Origin of the sequence: Wolbachia endosymbiont (group B) of Schoenobius gigantella (assembly GCF_964031005.1) — a bacterium.
In the GTDB taxonomy this organism is placed as follows: domain Bacteria; phylum Pseudomonadota; class Alphaproteobacteria; order Rickettsiales; family Anaplasmataceae; genus Wolbachia; species Wolbachia pipientis.
The window spans coordinates 1578494-1602901 of record NZ_OZ035002.1 but is presented as its reverse complement, the minus strand read 5'-3'; the positions used below and the strand labels follow the sequence as shown (position 1 = coordinate 1602901).

General features: G+C 35.5%; 17 protein-coding genes, 2 tRNA genes and 2 pseudogenes. 11 read left to right on the top strand and 10 right to left on the bottom strand.

Annotated elements, in window-relative coordinates; translation table 11 throughout:
- Nucleotides 1-17: 17 nt before the first annotated feature.
- Nucleotides 18-2561, bottom strand: a complete 2544-nt coding sequence (locus tag ACQH2O_RS07565) for an AsmA-like C-terminal region-containing protein (RefSeq protein ID WP_182282701.1) — start codon at nt 2559-2561, stop codon at nt 18-20.
- Between the two features lie 3 nt (nt 2562-2564).
- Nucleotides 2565-4052, bottom strand: a complete 1488-nt coding sequence (gene murJ / locus ACQH2O_RS07560) for a murein biosynthesis integral membrane protein MurJ (RefSeq protein WP_010962984.1) — start codon at nt 4050-4052, stop codon at nt 2565-2567.
- A gap of 150 nt (nt 4053-4202) precedes the next feature.
- On the opposite strand from murJ, the gene ACQH2O_RS07555 reads away from it, so the two are divergent.
- From ACQH2O_RS07555 to ACQH2O_RS07515, 9 genes and pseudogenes are all read left to right on the top strand, one after another.
- A tRNA-His gene (locus ACQH2O_RS07555) sits at nt 4203-4278 on the top strand.
- 187 nt (nt 4279-4465) lie between these two features.
- On the top strand, nt 4466-6400 hold the full coding sequence (gene mnmG / locus ACQH2O_RS07550; protein ID WP_010962983.1) for a tRNA uridine-5-carboxymethylaminomethyl(34) synthesis enzyme MnmG: 1935 nt from the start codon (nt 4466-4468) through the stop codon (nt 6398-6400).
- 8 nt (nt 6401-6408) lie between these two features.
- Nucleotides 6409-8076: an aminopeptidase P family protein gene (locus tag ACQH2O_RS07545; RefSeq protein WP_070356957.1), complete on the top strand. Its 1668-nt coding sequence runs from the start codon at nt 6409-6411 to the stop codon at nt 8074-8076.
- A 120-nt stretch (nt 8077-8196) separates the two neighbouring features.
- Complete coding sequence (locus ACQH2O_RS07540) at nt 8197-8562, top strand: hypothetical protein (protein ID WP_138264783.1); 366 nt, start codon at nt 8197-8199, stop codon at nt 8560-8562.
- Nucleotides 8563-8959: 397 nt separating this feature from the next.
- The gene (locus tag ACQH2O_RS07535; RefSeq protein WP_010962980.1) at nt 8960-9604 is read left to right on the top strand and encodes an alpha/beta hydrolase; all 645 of its coding nucleotides are present in this window, start codon (nt 8960-8962) and stop codon (nt 9602-9604) included.
- A 5-nt stretch (nt 9605-9609) separates the two neighbouring features.
- A complete protein-coding gene (locus tag ACQH2O_RS07530; RefSeq protein ID WP_010082068.1) occupies nt 9610-10416 on the top strand; it encodes an SDR family oxidoreductase in 807 nt (268 codons plus the stop codon).
- 232 nt (nt 10417-10648) lie between these two features.
- A pseudogene (locus ACQH2O_RS07525) lies at nt 10649-11726 on the top strand (IS3 family transposase).
- Between the two features lie 171 nt (nt 11727-11897).
- Entirely contained in the window at nt 11898-14474 is a 2577-nt protein-coding gene (polA, locus tag ACQH2O_RS07520; protein ID WP_010962979.1) for a DNA polymerase I, read from the top strand.
- 50 nt (nt 14475-14524) lie between these two features.
- Entirely contained in the window at nt 14525-15544 is a 1020-nt protein-coding gene (locus ACQH2O_RS07515) for a hypothetical protein (protein WP_070356955.1), read from the top strand.
- Nucleotides 15545-15570: 26 nt separating this feature from the next.
- Here the strand turns inward: ACQH2O_RS07515 and ACQH2O_RS07510 are convergent, their stop codons facing one another.
- The 4 genes from ACQH2O_RS07510 to ACQH2O_RS07495 form a co-directional block, all read right to left on the bottom strand.
- Nucleotides 15571-16350, bottom strand: coding sequence for an exodeoxyribonuclease III (locus ACQH2O_RS07510; protein ID WP_010962977.1), 780 nt, complete (start codon nt 16348-16350; stop codon nt 15571-15573).
- Nucleotides 16350-17057: a uroporphyrinogen-III synthase gene (locus ACQH2O_RS07505; RefSeq protein WP_010962976.1), complete on the bottom strand. Its 708-nt coding sequence runs from the start codon at nt 17055-17057 to the stop codon at nt 16350-16352. The genes ACQH2O_RS07510 and ACQH2O_RS07505 overlap by 1 nt, the downstream gene beginning before the upstream one ends.
- Before the next feature lie 253 nt (nt 17058-17310).
- Entirely contained in the window at nt 17311-17808 is a 498-nt protein-coding gene (locus tag ACQH2O_RS07500; RefSeq protein ID WP_010962975.1) for a hypothetical protein, read from the bottom strand.
- Nucleotides 17809-17878: 70 nt separating this feature from the next.
- A tRNA-Leu gene (locus ACQH2O_RS07495) sits at nt 17879-17963 on the bottom strand.
- A gap of 62 nt (nt 17964-18025) precedes the next feature.
- Here ACQH2O_RS07495 and tldD point away from each other — a divergent pair.
- Together tldD and ACQH2O_RS07485 are read left to right on the top strand one after the other, a co-directional pair.
- Complete coding sequence (gene tldD / locus ACQH2O_RS07490; RefSeq protein ID WP_010962974.1) at nt 18026-19444, top strand: metalloprotease TldD; 1419 nt, start codon at nt 18026-18028, stop codon at nt 19442-19444.
- 286 nt (nt 19445-19730) lie between these two features.
- Nucleotides 19731-20978 carry an IscS subfamily cysteine desulfurase gene (locus ACQH2O_RS07485; RefSeq protein ID WP_010081919.1) on the top strand — a complete coding sequence of 416 codons (1248 nt, stop codon included), beginning with the start codon at nt 19731-19733 and terminating at the stop codon, nt 20976-20978.
- 34 nt (nt 20979-21012) lie between these two features.
- On the opposite strand, the gene ACQH2O_RS07480 is transcribed toward ACQH2O_RS07485, so the two are convergent.
- The 4 genes and pseudogenes from ACQH2O_RS07480 to ACQH2O_RS07465 form a co-directional block, all read right to left on the bottom strand.
- The gene (locus tag ACQH2O_RS07480; protein WP_070356954.1) at nt 21013-21813 is read right to left on the bottom strand and encodes an Rpn family recombination-promoting nuclease/putative transposase; all 801 of its coding nucleotides are present in this window, start codon (nt 21811-21813) and stop codon (nt 21013-21015) included.
- Entirely contained in the window at nt 21810-23357 is a 1548-nt protein-coding gene (ltrA, locus tag ACQH2O_RS07475) for a group II intron reverse transcriptase/maturase (RefSeq protein ID WP_425385084.1), read from the bottom strand. The genes ACQH2O_RS07480 and ltrA overlap by 4 nt, the downstream gene beginning before the upstream one ends.
- 37 nt (nt 23358-23394) lie before the next feature.
- Nucleotides 23395-23538, bottom strand: coding sequence for a hypothetical protein (locus ACQH2O_RS07470; RefSeq protein WP_173862902.1), 144 nt, complete (start codon nt 23536-23538; stop codon nt 23395-23397).
- Nucleotides 23539-23991: 453 nt separating this feature from the next.
- Nucleotides 23992-24237, bottom strand: a pseudogene (locus ACQH2O_RS07465) (PD-(D/E)XK nuclease family transposase); the annotation flags it as partial.
- Nucleotides 24238-24408 lie beyond the last annotated feature (171 nt).

The window sequence follows — 24408 nt, the reverse complement described above, 5'->3', positions numbered from 1 at the left end:
CCGTACACCTAAGTAAATTAACTATTTTTCTTGCCAACCAGAGCGATGAAGATTTGGTCTACATCAAAACTCATCTTAGGACGCCAAATAGGGCCATCCAAATGCATATCGATATAGATTGGATTACTATAATTTGGTGGTATGAAAAAGAACCTGAATATAGAAGCTAAAGCGAAGTTAGATAAGGTTAAATTAGAAGAGATCGATCCTGATGCTTGATCAATCCCGAACTGTAAACTAGTTGAACATATACCACTCTTAATACTTGCTTTTCCGCTAATATTTTCAAAAAATGTCTTGCCATTATATATATCAACATAAGCAAGTGTGGAAATTTCAGATTTATTCTTACTGCTTAACAAATTAGTGATAAATGAATTGAAATCTACATTAGTAACTTCTATTCCTTGCGCTTGTAAGTTTACATCTCCTGATAAGTTACTAGCCCAATCATGAAAACTTTTTCCTTGAGTTTTGATTTCACCATTTAAGCTTACCTGACCATTTACATTGTCAATTCCTATAACCTTACCAATCTTTTTAGTGTCCAAATTTACAATAGAAAATCTTGTATTTATTGAGTCTGATCTTAAATAACCCTGAAAAAACACTTGCCCGCGTTCTAATACGTAACTTGCCTGCCTGATAGTGATAGTGTTGTTTCTCATTACCGCATCCAAATTAAAATCTTTTAAAACATTCTGCTCGGTTTTAAATTCTGCAGTATTGATTTGCACATTTGCATCAAAGCCTTCTTTATCATCCAAAAAATCAAGCTGCTTTGTTGACCATTGAATTTGATCTATCTCATTTCTTGAATTTCTTTTCGTCTCTACTAAATTTGGTAATGTAATAATTTTTCCATTAAATTTACTGCCCGTAAGGTTAACATCTAATAAAGGTTTGGCGTATTTTTGATCTGCTAATATTTTTGCATTACCGGTAATATCGAAATCTTCTCCAGATAGTTTTATTTTATCTGCAACTAGCTTACCTTTTTCCATTTTCAGCAAAAAATCCAAATTTTTAATTTTCGTATCATTCAATGTAAGGTTATTAACACGGGCCTTTATATTTGTATCATACTGAAAATTTTTCAGCCATTGCATTTTAGGTAAACTGCTAAATAATGAATGATCATATTTATCTGCATCAAGATTATGCATGCTAAATTCACCATCGATCACACTGCGTTTTTTTGTGTGGCTTACTCTAATTGATCCTTGCAAGGATTCCTTATTATTTAGCAGTCTAATGTCTGAGATAGATAATATTCTTGGTGCAAGGTGCAGTTTAGAACTTAGTGTAAATTGATTTTTCTGGTTTTCTTTCATCTTTATAGAAGGGAAAAAACATGAAATGAATGACTCAAAATCATTTCCTTCGACTAATAAATCACCGTTGAATTCAGATAGGACATTATTGTTTGAGATCTCTCCTGATAAGTAAGATATATTATTGATTCCAGGAAATTTAAGAAGCGTATTAACTTTTACTTTGCCATCAGTGGATTTTAGTACAGCACGGAAATTGTCCAATATTTTGTTTTGATATTGAATGTTAGAAGCTTCCATATTAAAATTTAAGCTCAAGTTCTTTGGCACAACTGCTCTAAAACATTCCAGAAGATCCTTCATATTCATTGTTCTTTGTGAATCATTTTGTATGGAATCTAAATCAACTTTACTGAAGCTAATATTGAAATTAGTGTGATTGCCTTTTCTATCATTTTGTATTGTACCGCTGGCTTGCATGCTTTTGGAATCAATTTTTAAGTCAGTTGCCGTAAACTCACTTTCATTAAGACTTATATTGGATGATATCTTGATATTTTCGCTAGGAATAACACAAGAGAGAAAGCTAAGATTAATGATTTTTGCTAAATCACTCACAGAACCGGAACTGTTATTAATTGTTAATGTTAAATTACCCTGGAGTTCTTCTTGATTTCTATTACCTGTAAATAGCAAATTTACAAAATTTGATTCAACACTAATGTGTACATTCCTTTTTGTGATATTAACCTTTCCTGAAAAATCGTAATTATTATCACCTACCTTTACTTTACCAAAAAACTGCTTATTTTTTTTTACAGCAACTTCCTTTATGTTAACAATATCAGCGAAATCATTCTTGAAACTTACTTGGCTGTCTTTTATTACTATATCGACTGTGTTACCACTGGCGTTTGTATTTATAATATTAAGTAAATTTTCTTTGTTGCTTTTCATGCCAAACAATGTGATTGACTTTGGTTGCAACGAAAATAAAAACAACGATAGGAATGATGGCCTTATTTCAATTTTTCTTACACTAATTAAATCTGACAACTTTTGCTCTTTATTTTCGTTGTATTGTACGTATACATTATAAATAGTGAGCTTTGGGGTAATCAACGAAACTTTAATTTTTCCCCCAATATGCACTTTAGCATCATACGTCTTCTCTAACTCTTTTATGATATATTTCCTGTAGCCACTCCAATCCTTAAAAGTTGCAGCAACATGCATGAGAATTAATAGCAGTGAGATTGATAATATAGCATATAAAGAAAGTCTCATAATTTACACATGCTTAAAGTTTCCCTTAAATATTAAATAGAGAATACCAAAATAAACAATAACACTCAAAGCTATTAAAGTCGTTAAATAAACAATACGAGCCAACATTTTATCAAAAAATAATCCTGCCAACAAAGAATTAAAAATATAAAGGGCTATTGACATGACTGCCGTTGCTACAAAAATTTTCATGACATTTAACAATAACGCTTGGCTAACCTTATACATTTTATTTATTGTTAAATAACTAATTAATAGAATAGAGTTTATCCAAGTGGAAACGGAAGTAGCAATAGCAATCCCCGTATGCTGATACTCGTTCATTAACAAAAGGTTTAGCACTACATTAATTCCAAGACACATTAGCGAAAATATGGTTGGTATTTTCAGATTGCCTTTAGCAAAAAATGTAGGTAGCAATACTTTATTTATAATAAATGCAGGTAAAGAAAGAGAAAATGCTATTAAAGTGGGAACAGTTTGCTGCACTGCATAATGATCAAACCGGCCGTAAGAAAAAAGCGTAAGTAAAATTATGTCGGGAATAATGATAAAGGCAGCAGTTGTTGGCATAATTAACATTAATCCTATGTTGAGAGCCTTGTTCTGTATTTTGACTATATTTTCAGTATTATCCACCTGTTTTGAAATTAAAGGAAGAAGCACTGTACCAATTGCAGTACCGATTATTCCCTGCGGTAGTTGATTTAGTCTATCGGCATAATATATATAGGACACCGCATTTGGTATAAAACTCGCCATGATTGTATCAATCCATAAGCTTATTTGAGTTACACAATTGTTGATAATTGCAGGTATCACACGCTTAAAAAATAACCTTACTTCATTGCTTAATTCAAGGCTAAAAGAAAAAGCTGCCTTTAACTTGTATGCACTAAATAGTATCAAAAGTAGCTGGAAAATTCCTCCTATAAGGACAGCTATAGAAAGGTTGTGCGCTGGAGTTTTTACGTAAGGCACAAACAAACTGATGATTAAACAGAGATTCAAAACGATTGGTGCAATAGCTGTTGAAGCAAAATGCTGCTTTACTTGCAGCATTCCACCAATAAGTGATGCAATTGAAACAAAGATTATGTAGGGCATCATAATTCTTGATAAAGTAACAGTAAGGGTAAACTTACTTTGGTCAAATCCAGGAGCAAAAATTTGAATCATATAAGGGGAGAAAGTTTGCATGATAAGGCAAAAAATTACTAAGATAATAAACGTAATGGATATTACACTACTTGCAAAATTAAATGCCTTTTTATTATCATATGATTCTGTCGAATATAATGGTATGAATGAGGTAGTGAACGCTCCTTCTGCAAAAAATGCTCGAAATAGATTGGCAAAACGAAACGAAGAAAAAAATATGTCTGCAAGAGAGTTCGCACCAATAACCGTAGCAATCAATACATCTCTTATTAACCCTGAGATCCTTGAAATAGCCGTAAAAAAACTAAATGTGAAAATACTTTTAAACATACCACTACTTCATTAGTGTCAATACAATTAACTATAATGGTAAAAGTATCAATGAAAATATTTATTGGCTAAACTTAAAACCCTCTGCAAAAGGAGAGTTAAATAATCAATTGACTATTTGCGCTCTTATGTTAGAAATTTTATATCTTGGCGGGCGTAGCTCAGTTGGTAGAGCGTCAGTTTGTGGTACTGAATGTCGCCAGTTCGATCCTGGTCGCTCGCCCCACTAAAATCCGATAATTTGAAAAACCGTCATCCCGCTGCTTGTTAGCGGGATCTAGAGATACCGTGACGGTATGACGTGAGTTAGCTATACATTGGCCACTGATGATTGAAATAGTTAATTACTGTAAAATTTGACATTAACCGCTAATAGTTAGAATATTAGTAGAGTAAGAATTACTCAAGAAGGCATGCATAAATATGATGTAGTAGTAGTAGGTGGTGGTCATGCAGGGTGCGAAGCTGCTGCTGCTGCAGCTCGCCTTGGTGCAAACACGCTGCTTATAACTCATAAAATTTCAACTATAGGGGAAATGTCCTGCAATCCAGCAATCGGAGGAGTTGCAAAGGGCGTTGTAGTCAGGGAAGTTGACGCTCTTGATGGAATAATGGGAAGAGCAATCGATCAAGCAAGTATACACTCAGTCATTTTAAATAGCAGCAGAGGTGCAGCAGTATGGGGCCCGCGTGCACAGGCAGACCGAAAATTATACAAGCAAGCAATACAGGAAATTATTCTAAATTATAATAATTTGACGGTAAAAGAAGAGTCGGTTGACGATTTTCTTATAGAGAGTAATAACAATGGAGAATTGTGCATTAAAGCTGTAATAACAAGCTCAGGGGAGCATATACTGACAAGTAAAGTCGTTCTAACTACAGGGACTTTTCTGCGGGGTGTGATTCATATAGGAGAGCAGGTAACTCCTTCAGGGAGAATGGGAGATAAGCCTGCAGTAGAACTTGCAAATACGTTGAAGAAATATAATTTTAAATTAGGTAGATTGCGTACTGGAACTCCACCGAGGCTTGATCGTGGCACTATAAACTGGTCAATACTGCAAGAACAAGTGGGTGATAATCCACCTGTGCCGTTTTCTTATCTCACAGAAAAAATTAACCAACCTCAGGTATCATGCTTTATTACCCATACTAATGAAAACACGCATAAAATAATTAGAGAGAATCTGCACAGGTCAGCTTCTTCGTATTTGGATGATATTATAGCACCAAGATACTGCCCATCAATTGAAGTTAAAGTTAATAAATTTGCAGAAAAAAGTAGTCATCAAATATTTCTAGAGCCAGAAGGCCTGGATGATGATACTGTATACCCGAACGGAATTTCAAATTCATTGCCTATTGAAGTGCAGCGTGAAATGATAAAGAGTATCAAAGGACTTGAAAACGCAGAAATACTAAGGCCTGGATATGCAGTTGAGTATGACTATATTGACCCACGAGAGCTGTTTCATACTCTTGAAACTAAGAAAATTAAAGGCCTATATTTTGCTGGCCAAATTAATGGCACCACTGGATATGAAGAAGCAGCAGGGCAAGGAATTATTGCCGGGATCAATGCAGCACTTTCTGCATCTGAAAAAAAAGAAAGCTTTGTTCTTCATCGCACAGACTCATATATCGGCGTAATGATAGATGATCTAGTCATCAAAGGGGTGATCGAACCTTATAGATTATTTACCTCGCGTGCAGAATATAGGCTAGCTATCAGGTCAGACAATGCAGATAGAAGATTAACACAAAAAGGTTATGATATTTCCCTTGTTTCGCATGAGAGATACTCTGTTTTACAGAATAAACTTGAATCCATTAAGCAGCTTGAAGAGAAGTTAGGGAGTCTGACGATTACTCCTGAGCAGCTTAGGTCTTATGGTATCAAAATATCTTATGATGGGATAAGAAAAACGGCACTAGATTTACTTAGCTATCCAAACATCGACTGGAATAAATTACAAGAAATATGGCCGGAGTTAAGCAGCGTCACGCGCTGGAATGGCAAAATGGGACACACCAAAGCGGATAATAGAGCTAAGAATGAAATATGCGAAGCGGTTGAAATTGAAGCAAAATATAAACCCTACCTAATAAGACAAGAAGCAGATATGAAGTTTTTACGAGAGGAAATTAACACTCAAATTCCAATCAACTTCAACTATTCACAAGTTAAAGGCTTGTCAAGTGAGGTAATAGAAAAGCTACAAACAATAAAACCAGCGACGATTGGCATTGCAAAGCAAATACAAGGCATCACTCCCGCAGCGATAGTGAGCATATTAGTGTATTTGAGAAACAGGAAAACGAAAGTAGCTGCTAGTTTTGCGTGAGGCATTCCATGTCAAAAATCAAAGAATTTCGTTCTTTTATGCACGAAATAAACGTTGATGCATTTGTGTTACATACTAAAGACGAATATTTAAATGAGTATTCAGAGGAGCTAACAAAGCTGTGTGGCTTCACAGGAACAAATGGGCTGCTTATTGTCACAAAAAACAACAAGTGCCAATTTTTTACAGATGGACGCTATATCACACAAGCTCACAATCAGCTCGATCAGGGCAATTTTCAAGTATATAATATACAAGAAGAGGATCCACGCGAATGGATAAAAGCAAACTTAACATCGACTGCCTCACTAGGTTATTATTTGCAATATTTTACCATGGAAGATATAAGAAAGTATGAGAATATCTGTAAATTAATACCCTGTTTAGCTGGAAAAAAAAGTGACTATCGAAAACAAGCAGTGGTTTTACATTCTATTAAATATGCTGGTGAAAGTAGTAAGGACAAATGTGAAAAAGTCGCTAAAAGTATAGATAAAGAAGCTGAAGCAGTGCTTTTAACTGATCCAAATTCAATTTCATGGTTATTAAATTTAAGAAACGAAAATGCTAAATATACTCCATGTATATTGGGTCGTGCTATATTGTATAAAAGCGGTAATGTTGATTTGTTTATTCAAGATAAAGAACATTCAACTATAGAAGCAAATTTAGGCAATCATATAAATATTTTTGATATCAGTGAGCTAGAAAATTCGCTGCACAAGCTAAATTCAATAGTTATAGATCCAAACACAACTCCAATGAGTATCATGGCTGTAATAAAAGATAAACAGGTAGCTGAAAGAGAGGATCCTTGTTTAATTTATAAAGCAGTAAAAAATCAAACTGAAATAGCTGGGGCTATAAATGCGCACATCAGAGATGGAGTGGCAGTTACAAATTTTCTACATTGGCTTGAAAGTAATGTTGGTACAGAGCTTGAAGCTGAAGAAAGGATTTTAGAATACAGAAAAGAGCAGAATTTGTTTAAACAATTGAGCTTTCCAACAATTTCTGCATTTAATGAGAATGGGGCAATAATTCACTATCGTGCAAGCAGTAAGACGAATAAAGTAATTCAGAAAGATGGACTGTATTTGATTGACTCTGGTGGCCAGTACCTTGACGGCACAACTGATGTGACAAGAACTGTAGTAGTTGGTAATCCGACCAATGAGCAAATAACCCACTATACAATAGTACTCAAAGCTCACATTGCTATAGCAAGTGTCGTCTTTCCCCCCGGCACTACTGGTGGAGAATTGGATATATTGGCACGTACGCATTTATGGAAATTTGGAATGGACTATATGCATGGTACAGGGCATGGAGTAGGAAGTTACCTATCAGTACACGAAGGACCACAAGCAATATCAAAAAGTAATAAAGTGAAACTCACGCCAGGGATGATACTTTCCAACGAACCTGGCTATTACATTCCGGGAGAGTATGGAATAAGGATTGAAAATCTGATGTATGTCAACAGACAAGAAAACGGCTTCTTAAACTTTAAACAACTGACCTCTATTCCATATGATAGAAGACTAATAAATGTGCAAATGCTTACTAAGGATGAAATTGAATGGATAAATGGCTACCATCAATTTGTCTATAAAAACTTAGAAAATAGCGTCAAAGATAAGGAGTGGTTAAAGAAAGTATGTGACCCTTTATAAGCAAAGGAGCATTTTTTATTATTTAAAAAGTATTAATGCAATTGTGATGAGTATTTTGTATTGTTTTTAATTTAAAAACAATATATAATAAAGAATCGATATTTTCAAGTAGGTGTAATTATGACAGGTAAAGTGCAAGAAGATGAATTTATGAAGCAGTATATGGATACTTGCAAAGAGCAAATAGAAAAATTAGCCAAGGATCCTGAATTGCTTAATCAGACTTTAAAACCATTTATGCAAATGTCTCAGCAGCTTATGGCTGGCGGTATGTTAGAAGGCGCTATGCCTAACATGATACCTGATTTGGACAGCATGGATGCTAACAAGATGATTGCTCAGATGAAGGAAATGATTGACTACATAAGAGGTAACTATAAGGAACTAATGAAAGAGCGCAGCTCGCAAATTCAAGAGCTTGATGAATCCAGTAAGAAGCTAAGAGGTTTAGTTAAAAAATTGATAGAAAAGATCGAAAGTAAGTAAATAACATCTGGATTTCTGTCATTCTATATACAACTTTCTAGTTGGACGGTAAGTCGAGGTCAATTGTTGATGTCATGCAAGTAGTGTAGCTACTTGCATAGCATTTATACCAGTTTTCGTAAATAAATAAGGTACGTTGCTTAAGGCTGCAGTTATAGTGAGGTATTTTTTCTAGTTTGTTTTCTTATTTCTGAGGTTTATAGCTAAGGTTTTCCCTACGTCATACCGCGATTCATTCGCGGTATCTCAGCCGCTAACGAGTAGCGGAATGACGGTTTTTCAAATCGTCGATGAACCTAAGTCACTTTATCTGTAGTATCGGGAACGTAATTGCACATTGGTTTTACAAATTTGAAAATTAGTGTTAAATAAAAATATAAACGCAAAAGGAAAAGAAATGATTGAACTTAAAGGCCCAGAAATTTGTGCAGGCGGAAATAAGAAAAATTTGATTATTTTTTTACATGGTTGGGGCTCAAGTGGCGATAATTTCATTCACCTTGCTAAAGTTATGAGCAAGTTTTTACTGGGTTCATATTTTACAGTACCCAATGCTCCGTTTGAAAGAGAAATAGGTGATGGTTATCAGTGGTTCAGCTTGGAAGATCGTAGTGAGGAAGCGCTATATAATGGAGTAAAAAATGCTACATCAATTGTAAATCATTTCATTGATACAAAATTAAAGGAGCTTAATTTAAAAGATACGCAACTTTCTTTAGTTGGATTTTCTCAAGGAGCAATGCTTGCAATACATACAGCTCTCACCCGCTCTCAATCCTGTGCATCAGTTGTTGCATACTCTGGTAGGTTTCTTTCACCTTCAAAAACTGCACCAGAGATCAAATCAAAACCTAACATATGTGTTATCCATGGTGATGCTGACGACGTGGTACCTTTTTCGTCCCTCGACTTAGCGGTTAAAGCTCTGAAAGAAAATGGAGTAAATGTTGAAGGACACCCAATTCATGCATTAGGGCATATTATTAATGAAGAGGGAATAAAATTAGGAGTAGAATTTATCAAGAAGAATTTTAAAAATTAATTTTCATGCACTTGTTTTGCTTTGGTTATGGATATGTAGCTAAATTTTTATCGAAAAAATTACTGAACTTAGGTTGGAAAGTCAGTGGCACATCAAGAAGTAAAAATATACAAGATGTAATCCTCTTTAATTATGAGAAAGTTAGTCAAGATCTGCTTAAAAGCGCAACGCACGTTTTAATTTCTATTCCTCCAGATGGCGATGATGTTGTGGAGAGATACGGTGATTGCCTGCAAAATGTAAAATGGTTCGGTTATTTGTCTGCAACTAGCGTCTATGGTGATCACTCTGGTAATTGGGTGAATGAGGAATCTGAAACAAAACCTATAGAAATCAGAGGAGAAAAGCGCCTTAGATCTGAAAAGAGGTGGCTGAATAGCAGATTGCCTGTACATATTTTTCGTTTAGCTGGAATATACGGTCCTGGTAGGAACGTGTTAATTGACTTGCAGCTTGGCAAAGCAAGGAATGTGAAAAAAGAAGGGCATTTTTTTTCTCGTATTCACGTTGAAGATATATCAAATATTTTATTTTCTTCCATGCAAAACATAAAACCTGGTGAAATATACAATTGTGCAGACGATTTACCCACTACACAATCTGAAGTGGTAATATATGCGACCAAACTTCTCAATGTTAGCCCTCCAGAACCAATTGAGTTACCAGATTATGCACAGAGTTTTTATTTAGGATCAAAGAGAGTAAGTAATGTTAAAATTAAAAAAGATCTTAATGTCTCTCTAATTTATCCTAACTACAAGGTGGGATTAGAGAGTTTGCACGTAAACAAAACTGAAATCACATCAGAATGATAGATAGGCTTATTGTCACTGCCATTAAGTTAAGGAAAGAATGGTTAAAAACTGAACTAAAAAGTCAGAAATAATTAAGGATTTATGACAAATGCTGAAACAGAATAGAGTAAACTTTAAAGCAGATAAACTCTGAAGTGTAAATTACTTAAGAAATAGTGACCTTACCCAGAAAAAGTGGAGAGAAAGAAAAGAGTTTTTTTGGGTAAAATAAAATTTTGGAGGATTAGAAATGGTAAGAGAATATACGGCAGAATTCAAATTGGAAGCTGTTAAGCTGGCAAATGAACAAAGAAAGGTAGGTCAAACAATTACAAAAATAGCAAGAGATTTAGGAATAAAGGGTGGTTTATTAGGAAAATGGATAAAGAAACACAACGAAAAAAAGTCAGCGGCAAATGCATTTCCAGATGTAGCACCTTATGACAAAGAGAGGTTTGATTTACAAAGCAAGAGTAACAAGGGAAAGAGACATTTAAAAAAAAGCCCTGGCCAGTCAAAAAGAGTAAAATATTTTTTTATATAGTAACTGCTATAAAGTACAGGAATTATGTAGGATTTTCTGCTAGTGGCTACTATAAGTGGACCACAAGAAAAATAAGCAGTAGAGAATCAGCAAATAAGGAGCTACTCGAAGCTATTCAAAAAATATATCAAGTTTCTAAATGTAGATATGGAGCTCCTAAAATTCATGCTGAATTGAAGGCTTTGGGTAAAAGTTGCAATTTGAAAACGGTGCAAAGTATTATGCAGAAAAATGACATCAGGGCTATACTGAGAAGAAAGTTTAAAATTAAAAAACAACAAACAGATAATAGAGCTGTAGCTCCCAATATACTAGATCAAAACTTTATTGTTGATCAACCAAATAAAGTATGGGATTACTTACATCAAAACCAAGGAGGGATGGCTATATTTGGCAGCAATAATTCTCACGTATGGTAGTTAATGAGTAGTGCAATAAATAAACAATTGGTTATGAACTCTTTATTAATGGCCATTAATAGGCGTAAACCTGTTAAAAATCTACTGCTGCACAGTGACCAAGGTTCACAATATACTGCGCAAGGGTATCAATATCTCTTAGCTGTAAAGAATATAGATGAGTAATAAAGGCTGTTGTTACGACAATTCTGTTGCAGAAAGCTTCTTTAGCTCATTGAAAAGAGAAATACTTATTGATACTTCACAACACTCTGCTCAACAAACTAGAACTGCAATATTTGAATACATAGAAATTTTTTATAACAAACAACGTCACTATTAACTATTGCATTCCAGAACAATTTGATGCATCATTCTTTTTGTAAAAAACATTCCACACTTTCTCTCCACTTTTTCTGGGTAAGGTCATATGTGTACATCCCCATCATGAATGCTATTTTCGGTAAAATCTCTTACAACGCTCAAAAGCAGAAAAACAAAAACTTGATTTTCTCAGCTAAATAGTGGACCATCAAAAGCACGCATAAATATCTACAATGAAAGAAAAAACTTTCACAATCATCGATGGCTATGGTTTTCTTTTCAGAGCTTACTATGTACTACCTCACTTAATTACCACAACAGGAATGCCAATAGGTGGTGTATATGGCTTTCTGAATATGGTTCTTAAGTACATTGCCCATTCGGACTACTTAACTATAGCACTTGATGCAGGGAAAAAGAATTTTAGGCACAATTTATATCCTGAGTACAAAGCGAACAGAGTAACGCCTCCTGAGGATCTAACTCCACAGTTCACCATACTGAGGGAAGCGGTAGAAGCTTTTAACCTCAGCTATGAAGAGATTGAAGGTTATGAAGCAGATGATATAATTGCAACACTAGCTGCAAAATACGCCAACCACCAAGACTTTAAAGTGGTAGTCGTTTCATCAGATAAAGATTTATTTCAACTCTTGAACCACAATATTTTAATATTCGACCCCATTAAAAATATATATATAGATGAAAAACAAGTAATAGAAAAATTTGGCGTAAACTCACACAAGCTTCTTGATTTATTTTCTCTAACTGGTGATGCATCTGACAACATTCCAGGCGTTCCGGGAATAGGTCCGAAGACTGCAGCTAAATTACTAGATGAATTTGATTCATTGAATAATATTATAGAGAACATTGATAACATCGAGCAAACGAGGATTCGTAATATTCTTGCTGAACATAAGGAAAAAGCGCTAATTTCAAGAGAACTTTTATCACTATGCGAAAAAGTAGACCTTCAACATGATATTGCAAAATGTGAAGTTCGCCCTCCAAATATGGAAAAACTATTATCCTTTTTAAAGAAGTATGAATTCAATTCCTTGATAGGGAAAGTGGAAAAGCTTTTTTCCTATAGTGGGTCTAGCACAGAAGAAAAAATAGAGTATAGTAGTGAAGAGTTAGAGAAATTTTTAGAGCATTGTAGATATGAAGGCAAAATTGCAATTCATTACCACCTTGAAAACAATGTATTAAGTCTATCTTATAGCGAAAGTAATATTTTTTATATAGAGCAAGACAGCATACAAGATGCACTCATTATAATTAACTTAACTTTGCTCTCAAATGGAGTGCTTAAAATAATACATAACATTAAAGAGATCAGGAAAATCTTCCCTGCAATAGAGAAGATGTTAGATTCAGTTGATGATTTGATGATAATGTCGTATAGCTTGGATACAGGAAAGCATGATCACAGTATTCCAAACATAGTTGCGCATAATTTGAGTGAAAATGCAGAAATTTTCTCGGCAAAAACTTTAATAGCAATTCATGAAAAGCTAAAGCAAAGGTTATTTCAGGAAAAATTGCTCACAATTTACGAGCGCTTCGATAAGCCACTTATGAAAGTAATATTTGATATGGAGAAAAATGGGATATTACTGAACATACAAAAATTACAGGAGCTGTCCGATAAATTTCAGCAGGTAATTGCCGTGCTTGAAGATGAGATATATAATTTGGCAGGAGAAAGATTTAATATTGCTTCGCCAAAACAATTAAGTGATGTTTTATTCAACAAAATGGGGCTTAATAAAAAGAAAAAGTCAAAAAAATCTGGATCGTATAGCACCAATTATGAAGTTCTAGAGGCACTCGAAGAAGAAGGGGTAGAAATCGCAAGTAAAATCTTAAATTGGCGACATTTAAGTAAATTAAAAGGCACCTACACTGATGCATTAATAAAGCAAGTTGATCCACTTGATGGTAGAATACACACAAGCTTTTCAACGACTGCAACTGCAACTGGAAGGCTGAGCTCCAGCAATCCTAATTTACAGAATATTCCTATCAGAAGCGAAGAGGGAAATCTTATCAGACAAGCATTTATTGCGCCAAAAGGGCATAAGATAATTTCTGCTGACTATTCGCAAATAGAATTAAGACTCCTGGCACACGTTGCAAACGTTGCAGCATTTAAAGAAGCTTTTGCAAACGGACAAGATATTCATGAGATCACCGCAAGGCAAGTTTTTGGAGTGCAAGAAATAGATGAGCAATTAAGACGCAAAGCAAAATCCATCAATTTTGGAATTATATATGGCATTAGCCCATTTGGTCTTGCAAAGCGGCTTGGAATTACCATTGCGGAAGCTGCTGAATACATTAATTACTATTTTTCCTGTTACCCAGAAATAAAGGCCTATATGGAAAAAGCAGTGTCTATCGCAAGATTGCATGGTTATGTAGAAACTTTGTTTGGCAGGAGATGCTTTGTAAGAGACATAAACAATACAATTCCTTATATAAGACAATTTGCAGAAAGGGCAGCAATAAACGCACCACTGCAAGGAACCGCTGCTGATATAATAAAACGTGCGACAATTCAGCTTTTTGACCAATTGAAAGTAGGTAAAATAATCCTCCAGGTTCACGATGAACTACTGGTTGAAGTAGAAGACGAAAAGGTGCAAGAAACAGCAAAACTTATAAAAGATATAATGGAAAATGCAATAGAAATTTCTATACCACTTGAAGTAGAAATAAAAATTGGCGACAACTGGGGTCTAAATTCCCTTAATTATGACTTAAACATCGTGAATTCTAGGAGTATAGATTATTTGAATTAATATGAAAAATATGCTACAATTGAAGTATAGTAAATGTGAGTAACTCAGTTATGACAAAAATATTAACTCCACAAACAAAGAATTTGGAACCTTCAAATCAGGTAACTAACAAAGATGAGAAAATTTTTGAAAAAGAGGAACATCAGGTAATCTATGATTACTTTGTAAAAGTATTAGAAGGTAAAGCCGAATTAAAGGAGAACAAAGAAATAACTGATTATTTTATATCAGCTTATAAGGACATACTACTTAATAATGTCAATCCAAAAGATATAAAACCACTCAGTGAAGAGAATTTTTCTCAGTTTTTACTTTCTATGTTTAAAGAAATTAGAGAGCAAGGCTTAGCTAGAGAAGAGAAATTAAATAATGATAAAATACAACAAATAATAACCAAGTGTGTAGCTGATATACGTGGTACAGAAGCTAAAGATTCATCCATAAAGTTTGTATTGGAAATGCTGCTGCTGCTAATTGGAGGGATCAAAATAGACCCGAAAAATATTTCTGGCTCCTTTATGGATGGGATGAAAGAAAAAATACCATTCTTAGGTAAAGACAAGAAAGAAGAGGATGAACCACCACTCAGTGATGAAGAGATGGTAACAACGTTCTTAAGCAAGATCTTTTTTCCTGTCCTTCTTTCCACTATTCCAATGTTAATTTTTGGTCCTACTACACTCGGAGTAGTTCTTACTGCTATCGGCACAATATTTGCCATAAAAGGAGGAGTGGAGGTTCTTTTTTCAAATAACAAAAAAGGTACTTTGTATGACCCTAGCTCACAAGATAAAGATGATACAGAAAAGAGAGCAAAACTGAATGGAAAAATTCTCGAGGGCATTGATGATATTTTAAAAACCCCAGTTACAGAAGTTGAGAAAGGCACCTCTGTTTCTGAACAAATTTCCCAAGGAAAAGAAAAGAGTGAACAACAGCCTGTTCCTGAGCAAATTTCCCAGGTAGGAAACGAAAAAAGTGAGCAGCACGATCAATCTTGGACAGGAAAGGAAAACAAACGAAGGGAAAAACCACAGAGCAGCAAAGGTAAGACTACTCAGGTTTGCTAAAAGTGAATTGTGTAAGAGATCTGCTATTATTCTATAGCACATACAACAGGAGTATGGTCAGACGGATTTTCTAGCTTACGCAATCTATCATCTATGTAGCATGTTTCCAATTTATCTACAGCTTGTGGTGATAACAGCATATAATCTATTCGCATTCCTTGATTATTTCTGAGTGAATTGCCTTGATAATGCCACCAAGTGAATTGTTGCAAATTTGGGTGAGATATTCTAAACGCATCTTTAAACCCAAGATTCAAGATCGCTCTTAACTTCTCACGTTCTCTTATATGAAAGCACACTTGGCCATTCAATAAGTTTGAATCAAAAACATCAATTTCATCCGGTGCAATATTATAATCGCCAGCTATAATAGTTAACTCTTCATTCTTCAACAAAGTGCTCATCCTTTCATATAGGTTATCAAAAAACTTGAGTTTATATTCAAATGCGTGAGAGTCCGGGCTTTGACCGTTTGGCACGTATACACTTCCTACCCTTATCTTACTATTGGTATACTTTATCACGCACTCTATATAACGTGCTTCTTGATGACTTTCCACAATGTCAATTTTAAACTTCTCCAGTATCGGATATTTAGATAAAACACAAACGCCATTTCTTGCAACTTGTCCATAGATAGCATATTCATATCCTAACTTTTCTATCTCCGCATAAGGAAATTGCTCTTCCGTACATTTTATCTCTTGCAGCAAAACTATATCTATCTGACTATCAACTATAAAACTACAAAGTTGGTTAACTCTTTTACGTATGGAGTTTACATTCCAAGTTGCAATCTTTAGCATCAGCAATCCTTATTAATTATATCAATTAAACTCTCCCCAGTAGGCAACCTCGATGTTATAATTTTTTTCCACTTGATTAACTTTAAACTATCAGCAATGTTTTTACTCATGGTATATGCAACTGTATTATTCATCACATGAGATAGCCCACTTTTTAGAACTAATGAACAAAATACCCTTGCTGTCTGTGAGGAAAAAAAAGCAACACTACCAATTTTACCATCCAACAGTAAATTTTTACACCTATTAGTTAGACTCCTTTTAATGATTGTTTTATAGAGTACAACTTCTCTTACGTTAAAATCTTCTTCAGATAATCTCTTTTTTAGGTCACATGATACTTCTTGTCCTCTTATATATAAGAACTTTATTGCACTTGAATAGTGAGCTTTTATGAATGATATCAGACCATCAACGTTGCTGTCTGCTGAGATTATATCAGAAAATCCCAAATTTTTTGCAGCCTGCATGGTTGAATTACCAACTGTAATAATCGGAAAGTCATCCACTTTGCATATTTGACTAAAAGCCTTTACACTGTTTTTACTTGTGGATATTACAACGTCAAATTCGTGTGCAGATATATCAGGATTTAAGTACTTTATTGTGAATACTGGTTCTATATAAACTTTGTATCCATACTTTCTCAATATATTTCTTGTATTGAACGAATCCAATAAAGGCCTCGTTAATAAAATAGACTTCATTCTGATTTATTTCACTACTAGTAAAATAGTACCCTTTATACACAAATTACTGAATAAAAACTTTTATTTTGATAGCTTGAGCAATTATTCAAGTAATTTATGTGGAAGTAGGAGTACTAAGCGCTCCTACCCCAATAAGCCCACAATTTCTGCTTACACTTTTTTGACGCTAATTACATCGAACTCTTTTGAATGGCTTCCTTCAGTGGAATTATATAGCTAATATTCCTGTATAAGTTAAATAAGTTAATACTTAAGCTTGTACTCTTGCAGTATTTGAAGAGAGATTCTCAAGGACGTTTTTTGTCTGTGGTTCACTAATCATAGTTTGAACGATATTAGCTGCCATAATAACACAGCCTAGAATAAAAAAAGGCGTAGAAACAAAATAAATAACAGAAGACTCAAAAAGCGACATAGATGCAATACCTCCTATTAGAAATGAAGCACTGGATGCTATATCAAGATAGATCTTTGTTAACTTTTTTTGTCCTGGAGTGTTTTTTATGCCAGATTTCTTATTAAGATTCTGTTGTCGGGAATGATCATTTAGTGACCATATATTTAAAGCAAACGAAAGTGCACTGAATATAGTGCCGGCAATACTAAAATACAGACTTAAGACAGGAATATTCAAGACCAATGCCGCTATGTATCCAATGAAAGAGATAGTAGATAGTGTAGTAACTAAGCGTTTCGAGTAAGTTCGTACCTTCTTTCTGTAGGCTAACTTATCTTTTTCACCATACATAGCATAAATATTACCTAATATGTTATATTATAACATTAATTAATTCAATAAGCAATATGGAAGCTAAGAGTGCCCGAGAGAAGACTTGAACTTCCACAACTTAAAAAGTTACTAGCACCTGAAGCTAGCGCGTCTACCAATTCCGCCACCCGGGCTTTTTATAGTTTACTATGTTAAAGTTAAATAATATACTTAAACAATTTTTAGTTCAAAGGTAATGCCAAATCTAGATCAAATATTTTTTGCTCAAAACAATGTTAATATTAATAACGTATATAAAATAGTCAATAACGCTTTGAGCAATAGCGATGGTGGTGAGCTGTTTCTAGAATTTTGCCAGTCGGAGTCCCTCGTTTTTGAGGATAACATATTAAAACACATGGACTTGAATACTAGAAGGGGATTTGGTTTAAGGTCTTTTTGTGAAGATAGTACATCTTTCGTTTGTTCTTCTGAGATCAGCGAAAAAGAAATTAGTAATGCTGCTTCTATGGTAAAAAGCTCAGTGTCTTTAAACAAGACAAATTCAATAAATTTAAACGAAGAGACAAAAAGCCTATATTCGAGGATTAACCCTATAAATGAAATGGATCTGAATTCAAAGATTAAGCTACTCAATGAGGTTAATGAGTATGTAAGGTCCAAAAATAACTGCGTGAAGCAAGTAAAAATAACTCTAAGTGGAGAATGGCAAGTTGTACAAATAATAAAGGGTGATCACAGATTAAGCGATATCAGGCCTCTGGTACGTTTTAATGTGCTAGTCATTGTAGAAAAAGATGGCCGTACCGAAAGAGGTTCTGCAGGGCATGGTGGAAGGGACTCTTATAGTAAGTTTATTTCTGAGAAAAAGTGGAAAGAAGTTGCAAACCAAGCGTTAGAACAAGCACTGGTAAATCTTGAAGCAATTCCAACTCCAGCCGGAGAAATGACAGTCGTTTTAGGTCCAGGCTGGCCAGGAATATTGTTACACGAAGCCGTGGGTCATGGACTTGAGGGCGACTTCAATCGCAAAAAAGTCTCAGCATTTTCAAATTCTGTGGGTAAACAAGTAGCAGCTAGTGACATCACAGTAGTTGATGACGGAACTCTGCCCAATTTGCGCGGCTCTATCAGCGTAGACGATGAAGGCACTCCACCCAGTTATAATATATTGATAGAGGATGGGATCCTAAAAGGATACATGCAGGATCATATGAACGCTAAACTCATGGGTGTAAGCCCAACTGGTAATGGTAGAAGAGAAAGTTATAAAGAAGTTATTATGCCGCGCATGACAAACACCTATATGTTGCCCGGAAAGTATACACCGAAGGAAATAATATCTAGCGTAAAGAAAGGTCTATATGCAGTAAATTTCGGTGGTGGGCAGGTTGATATAACGTCAGGAAAATTTGTTTTTTCATCTTCGGAAGCTTACCTAATAGAAAATGGCAAAATTACACAGCCAGTAAAAGGAGCAACACTAATTGGTGACGGTCCAACAGTGTTGAAAAAAGTATCTATGGTTGGTAATGACTTAAAGTTAGATCCTGGTGTTGGCACATGCTCGAAAGATGGACAAAATGTGCCCGTTGGAGTTGGTCAGCCGACACTCAAAGTCGACGCAATAACTGTTGGTGGAACTGAGATATAGATAAGGGCTAAAACGGATTCCAGCGCACGGCGCACAGCTGTACAAACATTATGATTTGGAAGCAATTGCCACCAATAGGGTGTCATCCCAGTGTCTGGGCACTGCCTTTGTGTTTGAGGCAAAACTGGCTATAACATTTAACACACTGCTTTCGCAAATAAATGTTCGTACAGTTATGTGTCAGCTACTTGGATGACACTTTTGTACTTGATGCAAGATTATATCTTGAAAAAATTAAGTTTTAATGCTGTAAAATAATTGTAAATTTTGTCTCCGTGGTAGCTTTATGAATGTTGAAAGTAAAAAAATACACGATGCTAAAATAAAATTACCAATATTTCTTGATTATCAATCTACTACTAAAGTAGATCCCCGTGTTTTAGAGGTGATGATACCTTACTTTGGTGAGTTCAGCAATGCACACTCTCGCAGCCATTCATTTGGTTGGACTGCTGAAGAAGCAGTGGAAAAAGCAAGGAAACACATCGCTGATCTGGTGAACGCAGATAGCAAAGAAATTATCTTTACCTCAGGTGCAACTGAGTCAAATAATACGGCAATCAAGGGCGTTGCTCACTTTTATAAAAATAAAGGAAATCATATAATCACTGTCTGCACGGAGCATAAGTGTGTTCTGGATTCTTGTCGGCATCTGGAAAATGAAGGCTTTAAAGTTACATATTTGCCTGTTAAGCAAAACGGAATTATAGATTTATCAAAGCTTGAGGAAGCAATTACTGATAAAACAATTTTGATTTCAGTAATGATGGTAAATAATGAAATCGGAGTAATTCAGCCTGTAAAGGAGATTGGTAAAATATGCAGAAAGCATAATATATTTTTCCATACAGATGCAGCTCAAAGCTTTGGAAAAGTTCCAATTGATGTTAATGAGATGTGCATTGATCTTATGAGTCTCTCTAGCCACAAAATTTATGGACCTATGGGAATAGGCGCATTATATGTACGTAGAAAGAATCCTCGTGTTAGGCTGATACCACTAATTAGTGGTGGTGGACAGGAAAGAGGCATGCGTTCTGGAACAGTTCCAACACCTCTTGCAGTTGGTTTTGGTGAAGCGGCACGTATTGCTAGAGAAGAAATGAAAAAAGAAACAACTAGAGTGGAAGAATTAAGGGATATTTTGTATAACAAGATAAAAGAAGCGTTTCCTGATATCGTTTTAAATGGTGATTATGAAAATAGAATTCCTGGCAACCTAAACTTGAGCTTTCCCTATGTTGAGGGTGAGTCTCTCATCATGGCAATCAAGGATTTAGCAGTAAGTTCTGGTTCTGCGTGCACGTCTGCGTCTCTTGAGCCTTCCTATGTAGTACGGTCGCTAAATAATGGCCATGACCTTGAGCATTCATCAATTAGATTTGGCCTAGGCCGATTTACAACTAGAGAAGAAGTTTTGTATGCAGCAGATCTTGTTGCTAAAAATGTTGGCCGACTGAGAGAAATGAGCCCACTTTGGGAGATGGTACAAGAAGGAGTAGATTTGAACACCGTGAAATGGGACTCTCATTAAATGTATCCGTTCCAACTGCAAATGCACTTTGAAATTACTCTGTACCGTTCACACTTAATTCTTCAATCTCACTAATAGAAAGGCCAGTAAATTTGACAATAGTGTTGACATCAACATTGTTAGCCAGCATTGCTTTTGCGACTTCGATTTTTCCTTCAATTTTCCCTTCCTCTTTACCGATTTTGATGCCTCTTTCTTCGCCAATTTGGATGCCTTTTTCAGTAGCAAGGTCAAGTCTGTATTCAAGAATGGCTTCTTCTTTCCGTAGATCCATTATTCTTTCTTCATAAGCTACTAAATCTTTTTCATTCCAGCTAAACCTGTCTAATTCATCGTAGGCTAACTTTATTATTGGTGCTTTTTCTGCTATTTTCCTTAAGTCTTCTTCCGTAGTTTCATCTGCATATTTGAAGAAAAATAACCAACGATCCACTATGCTTTCTAGCTGTTCTTCCTTATTCTTAGGAAATTTAGGTAGTTCAATAAATACAAATTGAAAATCTTTTAAGTCATGCTCATAGGTTTTCTCATCTCTTATAGTGTGGCTGGATATATAATCAAGCTTATCAGGAAATAAATTACAATTAGAGATAGCAATAAAGAAAACCTTCTTTAAATCAATGTACTTACCAGATTTATCAGCTTGCCTTGAGTAAGCCTTAGCAGCATATAGTTGAGCTCGTTTTTCGAAGCCTTTATCGCGAGTGAGCTGGTTAGGTAAGGAAGTAGTATTGCTACTACTCCCTCCCTTAGAAACGCAGCATGCAGGTTTCCCCACACTACGCTTGAGCCCCTTATCTAAGTCCTTCTTTTCTCGAACCGGCTTGTCCTTCATGATTCCTCAGAAAACATCATTCTTAATGGTGACACCAACAGTAGAGAACCTTCTCTTGAGAAAGAGCTTGCTAAAATTTTTGTTTGTTTCACTCTTTCATCAAAATACTTTTTCCATTTTAAGTCAAGTGGATTTGCATCCGCCCTGATTTTAACATGTCGTCTGATAGGTATATCAATCAACCTAAGCAGTCTTAAATACCTTATCTCTTTCGGTTTGTTCTTGCATATGGGTGCAGCAAAGACCCATTGGCGTTGTTTCATTACCTTGAAGTAACGATTCTTTATCCAACGTAATCCTTTACGAGGATGTCTTTTCTTTGCCCATTTCCATAGAGCACACATAATTTCATGGTCTATTTTGTTAAAAGCTCTTTTCGCACACACATGGCTGTAGTAATTTCCCCATCCCCTTAATAGGGAATTGAGCAACTTGATTAGTACGGCCTGAGTGTTCGCTATGTTTGCCTTTATCAATGTACGTGCTTTATTAAGAAGTTTCTTAATACTTTCTTTTGAAGGTTTTATAATTAACTTCTTATTATACCTGCGTACATTACAACCAAGAAAGTCAAACCCTGTTGTAATAGATGTAATTTTTGTTTTCTCTTCGGAAAGGATAAGACCTCTCTCCTGAAGAAAGGACGATACTAGAGGTTTTACTTCATTTTCCAGTACTTCGCGTGTGATTCCTGAAATGATAAAGTCATCTGCGTACCTGATTACATTTACTCCACTTCTGATTTTGCTTCTTCTTTTACTGCCAAGTTTACCAAATTGACTTTCCAATGATTTTTCAAGTCCATTTAGGGCTAGATTTGCTAGTATTGGAGAGATGATACTACCTTGTGGGGTACCTGCAGTTGTGGAATACAGAGTTTTTGATTCTAGGAAGCCAGCTTTTAACCAGCTATGAAGAATTTTCTTCTCCATAGGAATATGCTTCATGAGCCATTCATGGTTAATGTTATCAAAACACCCTTTAATATCACCTTCGAGTATCCATTGTAGTTGGTTACGGCTTGCCAGTAACAAGTGACAAGCCACAGTAGCGTCTGCGCAGGATCTTTTTGGTCTAAAACCATAAGAGTGACGATCACTGATCGTTTCAGCTATCGGTTCCAAAGCAAACAAGTATAATGCTTGCATGGCTCTATCTTTTATCGTAGGGATTCCAAGAGGTCTTCTTTTGCCATTAGACTTACTGATGTATATCCGTTTTAGCGGAGAAGGTTTGTATCCTCTTTGTTTTAATAGCTTTATTCCTTGAAATTTTGTGTTGCAAGTTGACCATATTTGACGATCTACACCTGCTGTGTTTTTTCCTTGGTTTTCAGTTACTCTCTTAACCGCCAAAGCTTTGCCGCTAAAAGAGCGTGTGAGAAGGTGTTGTAAAGTTTTCACCTTACCCCATCTGCCTTGTTGGACAGCCTTAACAATACGCCTCTGTAGCCTCATAACAACTTTTTGGCATTTCTTCCAGGGTAACTGGTTCCATGCTTCGGAGTTATTGGTAGGTGCACTTACAGTTGTACTTGTAATCATCTGCTTTCCTACCTTAAGTGGTTAACAAAGTTTCTTGTCATGAGGGACCAAATGGAAGTCTGCTCGTTTTCACGCGAATTAATGTTACAAATTCTATCCATTTCGTTACAAAATGGCATTCGCTTTCTCCATTATCCTTTACCTGCACATCCATCAGCATTCCTTGCGGGTTGCCTGCCATATAGGCGAAAATACAGGCTTATCCTGTTCCTTTTGTCATACAATAGTGGGTTAGGTGGCTTCTCTATACCGGGGAATTATTATTTGCGTACATCCAGAAATGAAAAATGTAACTCATCCACATTACCTTTTGGTCGGAGCTTATCAGCATCTTTAGCTCTTTAATCGTTACGATACTTATGAAGCTTCACTTACGTTCACCATACCACTAAGCCTAGCCCTCCAACCACATGATGCTTGTAGTTTATGCTTTCTCTCACGATTGAGCATCTTCTTTATCAAGAGGAGGTTCATTGTCCGCGTCGCTCGGCACCAACTGGTTACCCAATTCGCACTGATGCGTAGACTCAGATGGCAAAACATCTGGTTCAATAAGCTTTAGAATCCTTTCAGTTTCTTTCTGAATGAATTCCTCTCCTTTTAAACAATATGACCGAAGGCTTTCAGGTCGCACCATTTCAATCACATACCTAGCCCCACTAGAGTCCCTGCAAAGAACATCAACTATACTTTGCTTATCAGAGGCAATTTCAGGATCCATTATAGTACTGAGGAATTCCACTTCTTGTATAGTATTTATCTCGGTAAACCCTAAAATATCATTCAAAAAATGTATGAGAATATTCTTGTTTTTTTCAGTGCCAAATATTTTTTTGAAGGTTAAATCCAGCTTAGGGTCGAGAAACTTAGATAAAGCCATAGCCAAAGTGCTTAAAAATATTAATAATTATACACTATTATTAACAATTATTCAACCATATTTTTGAAGATAGCTATGCCGCCGCGAACCGTCATACCGCCGCGGTATCTCTAGATCCCGCTAACAAGCAGCGGGATGACGAATTACTTAACCGTCATACCACCGCGAACC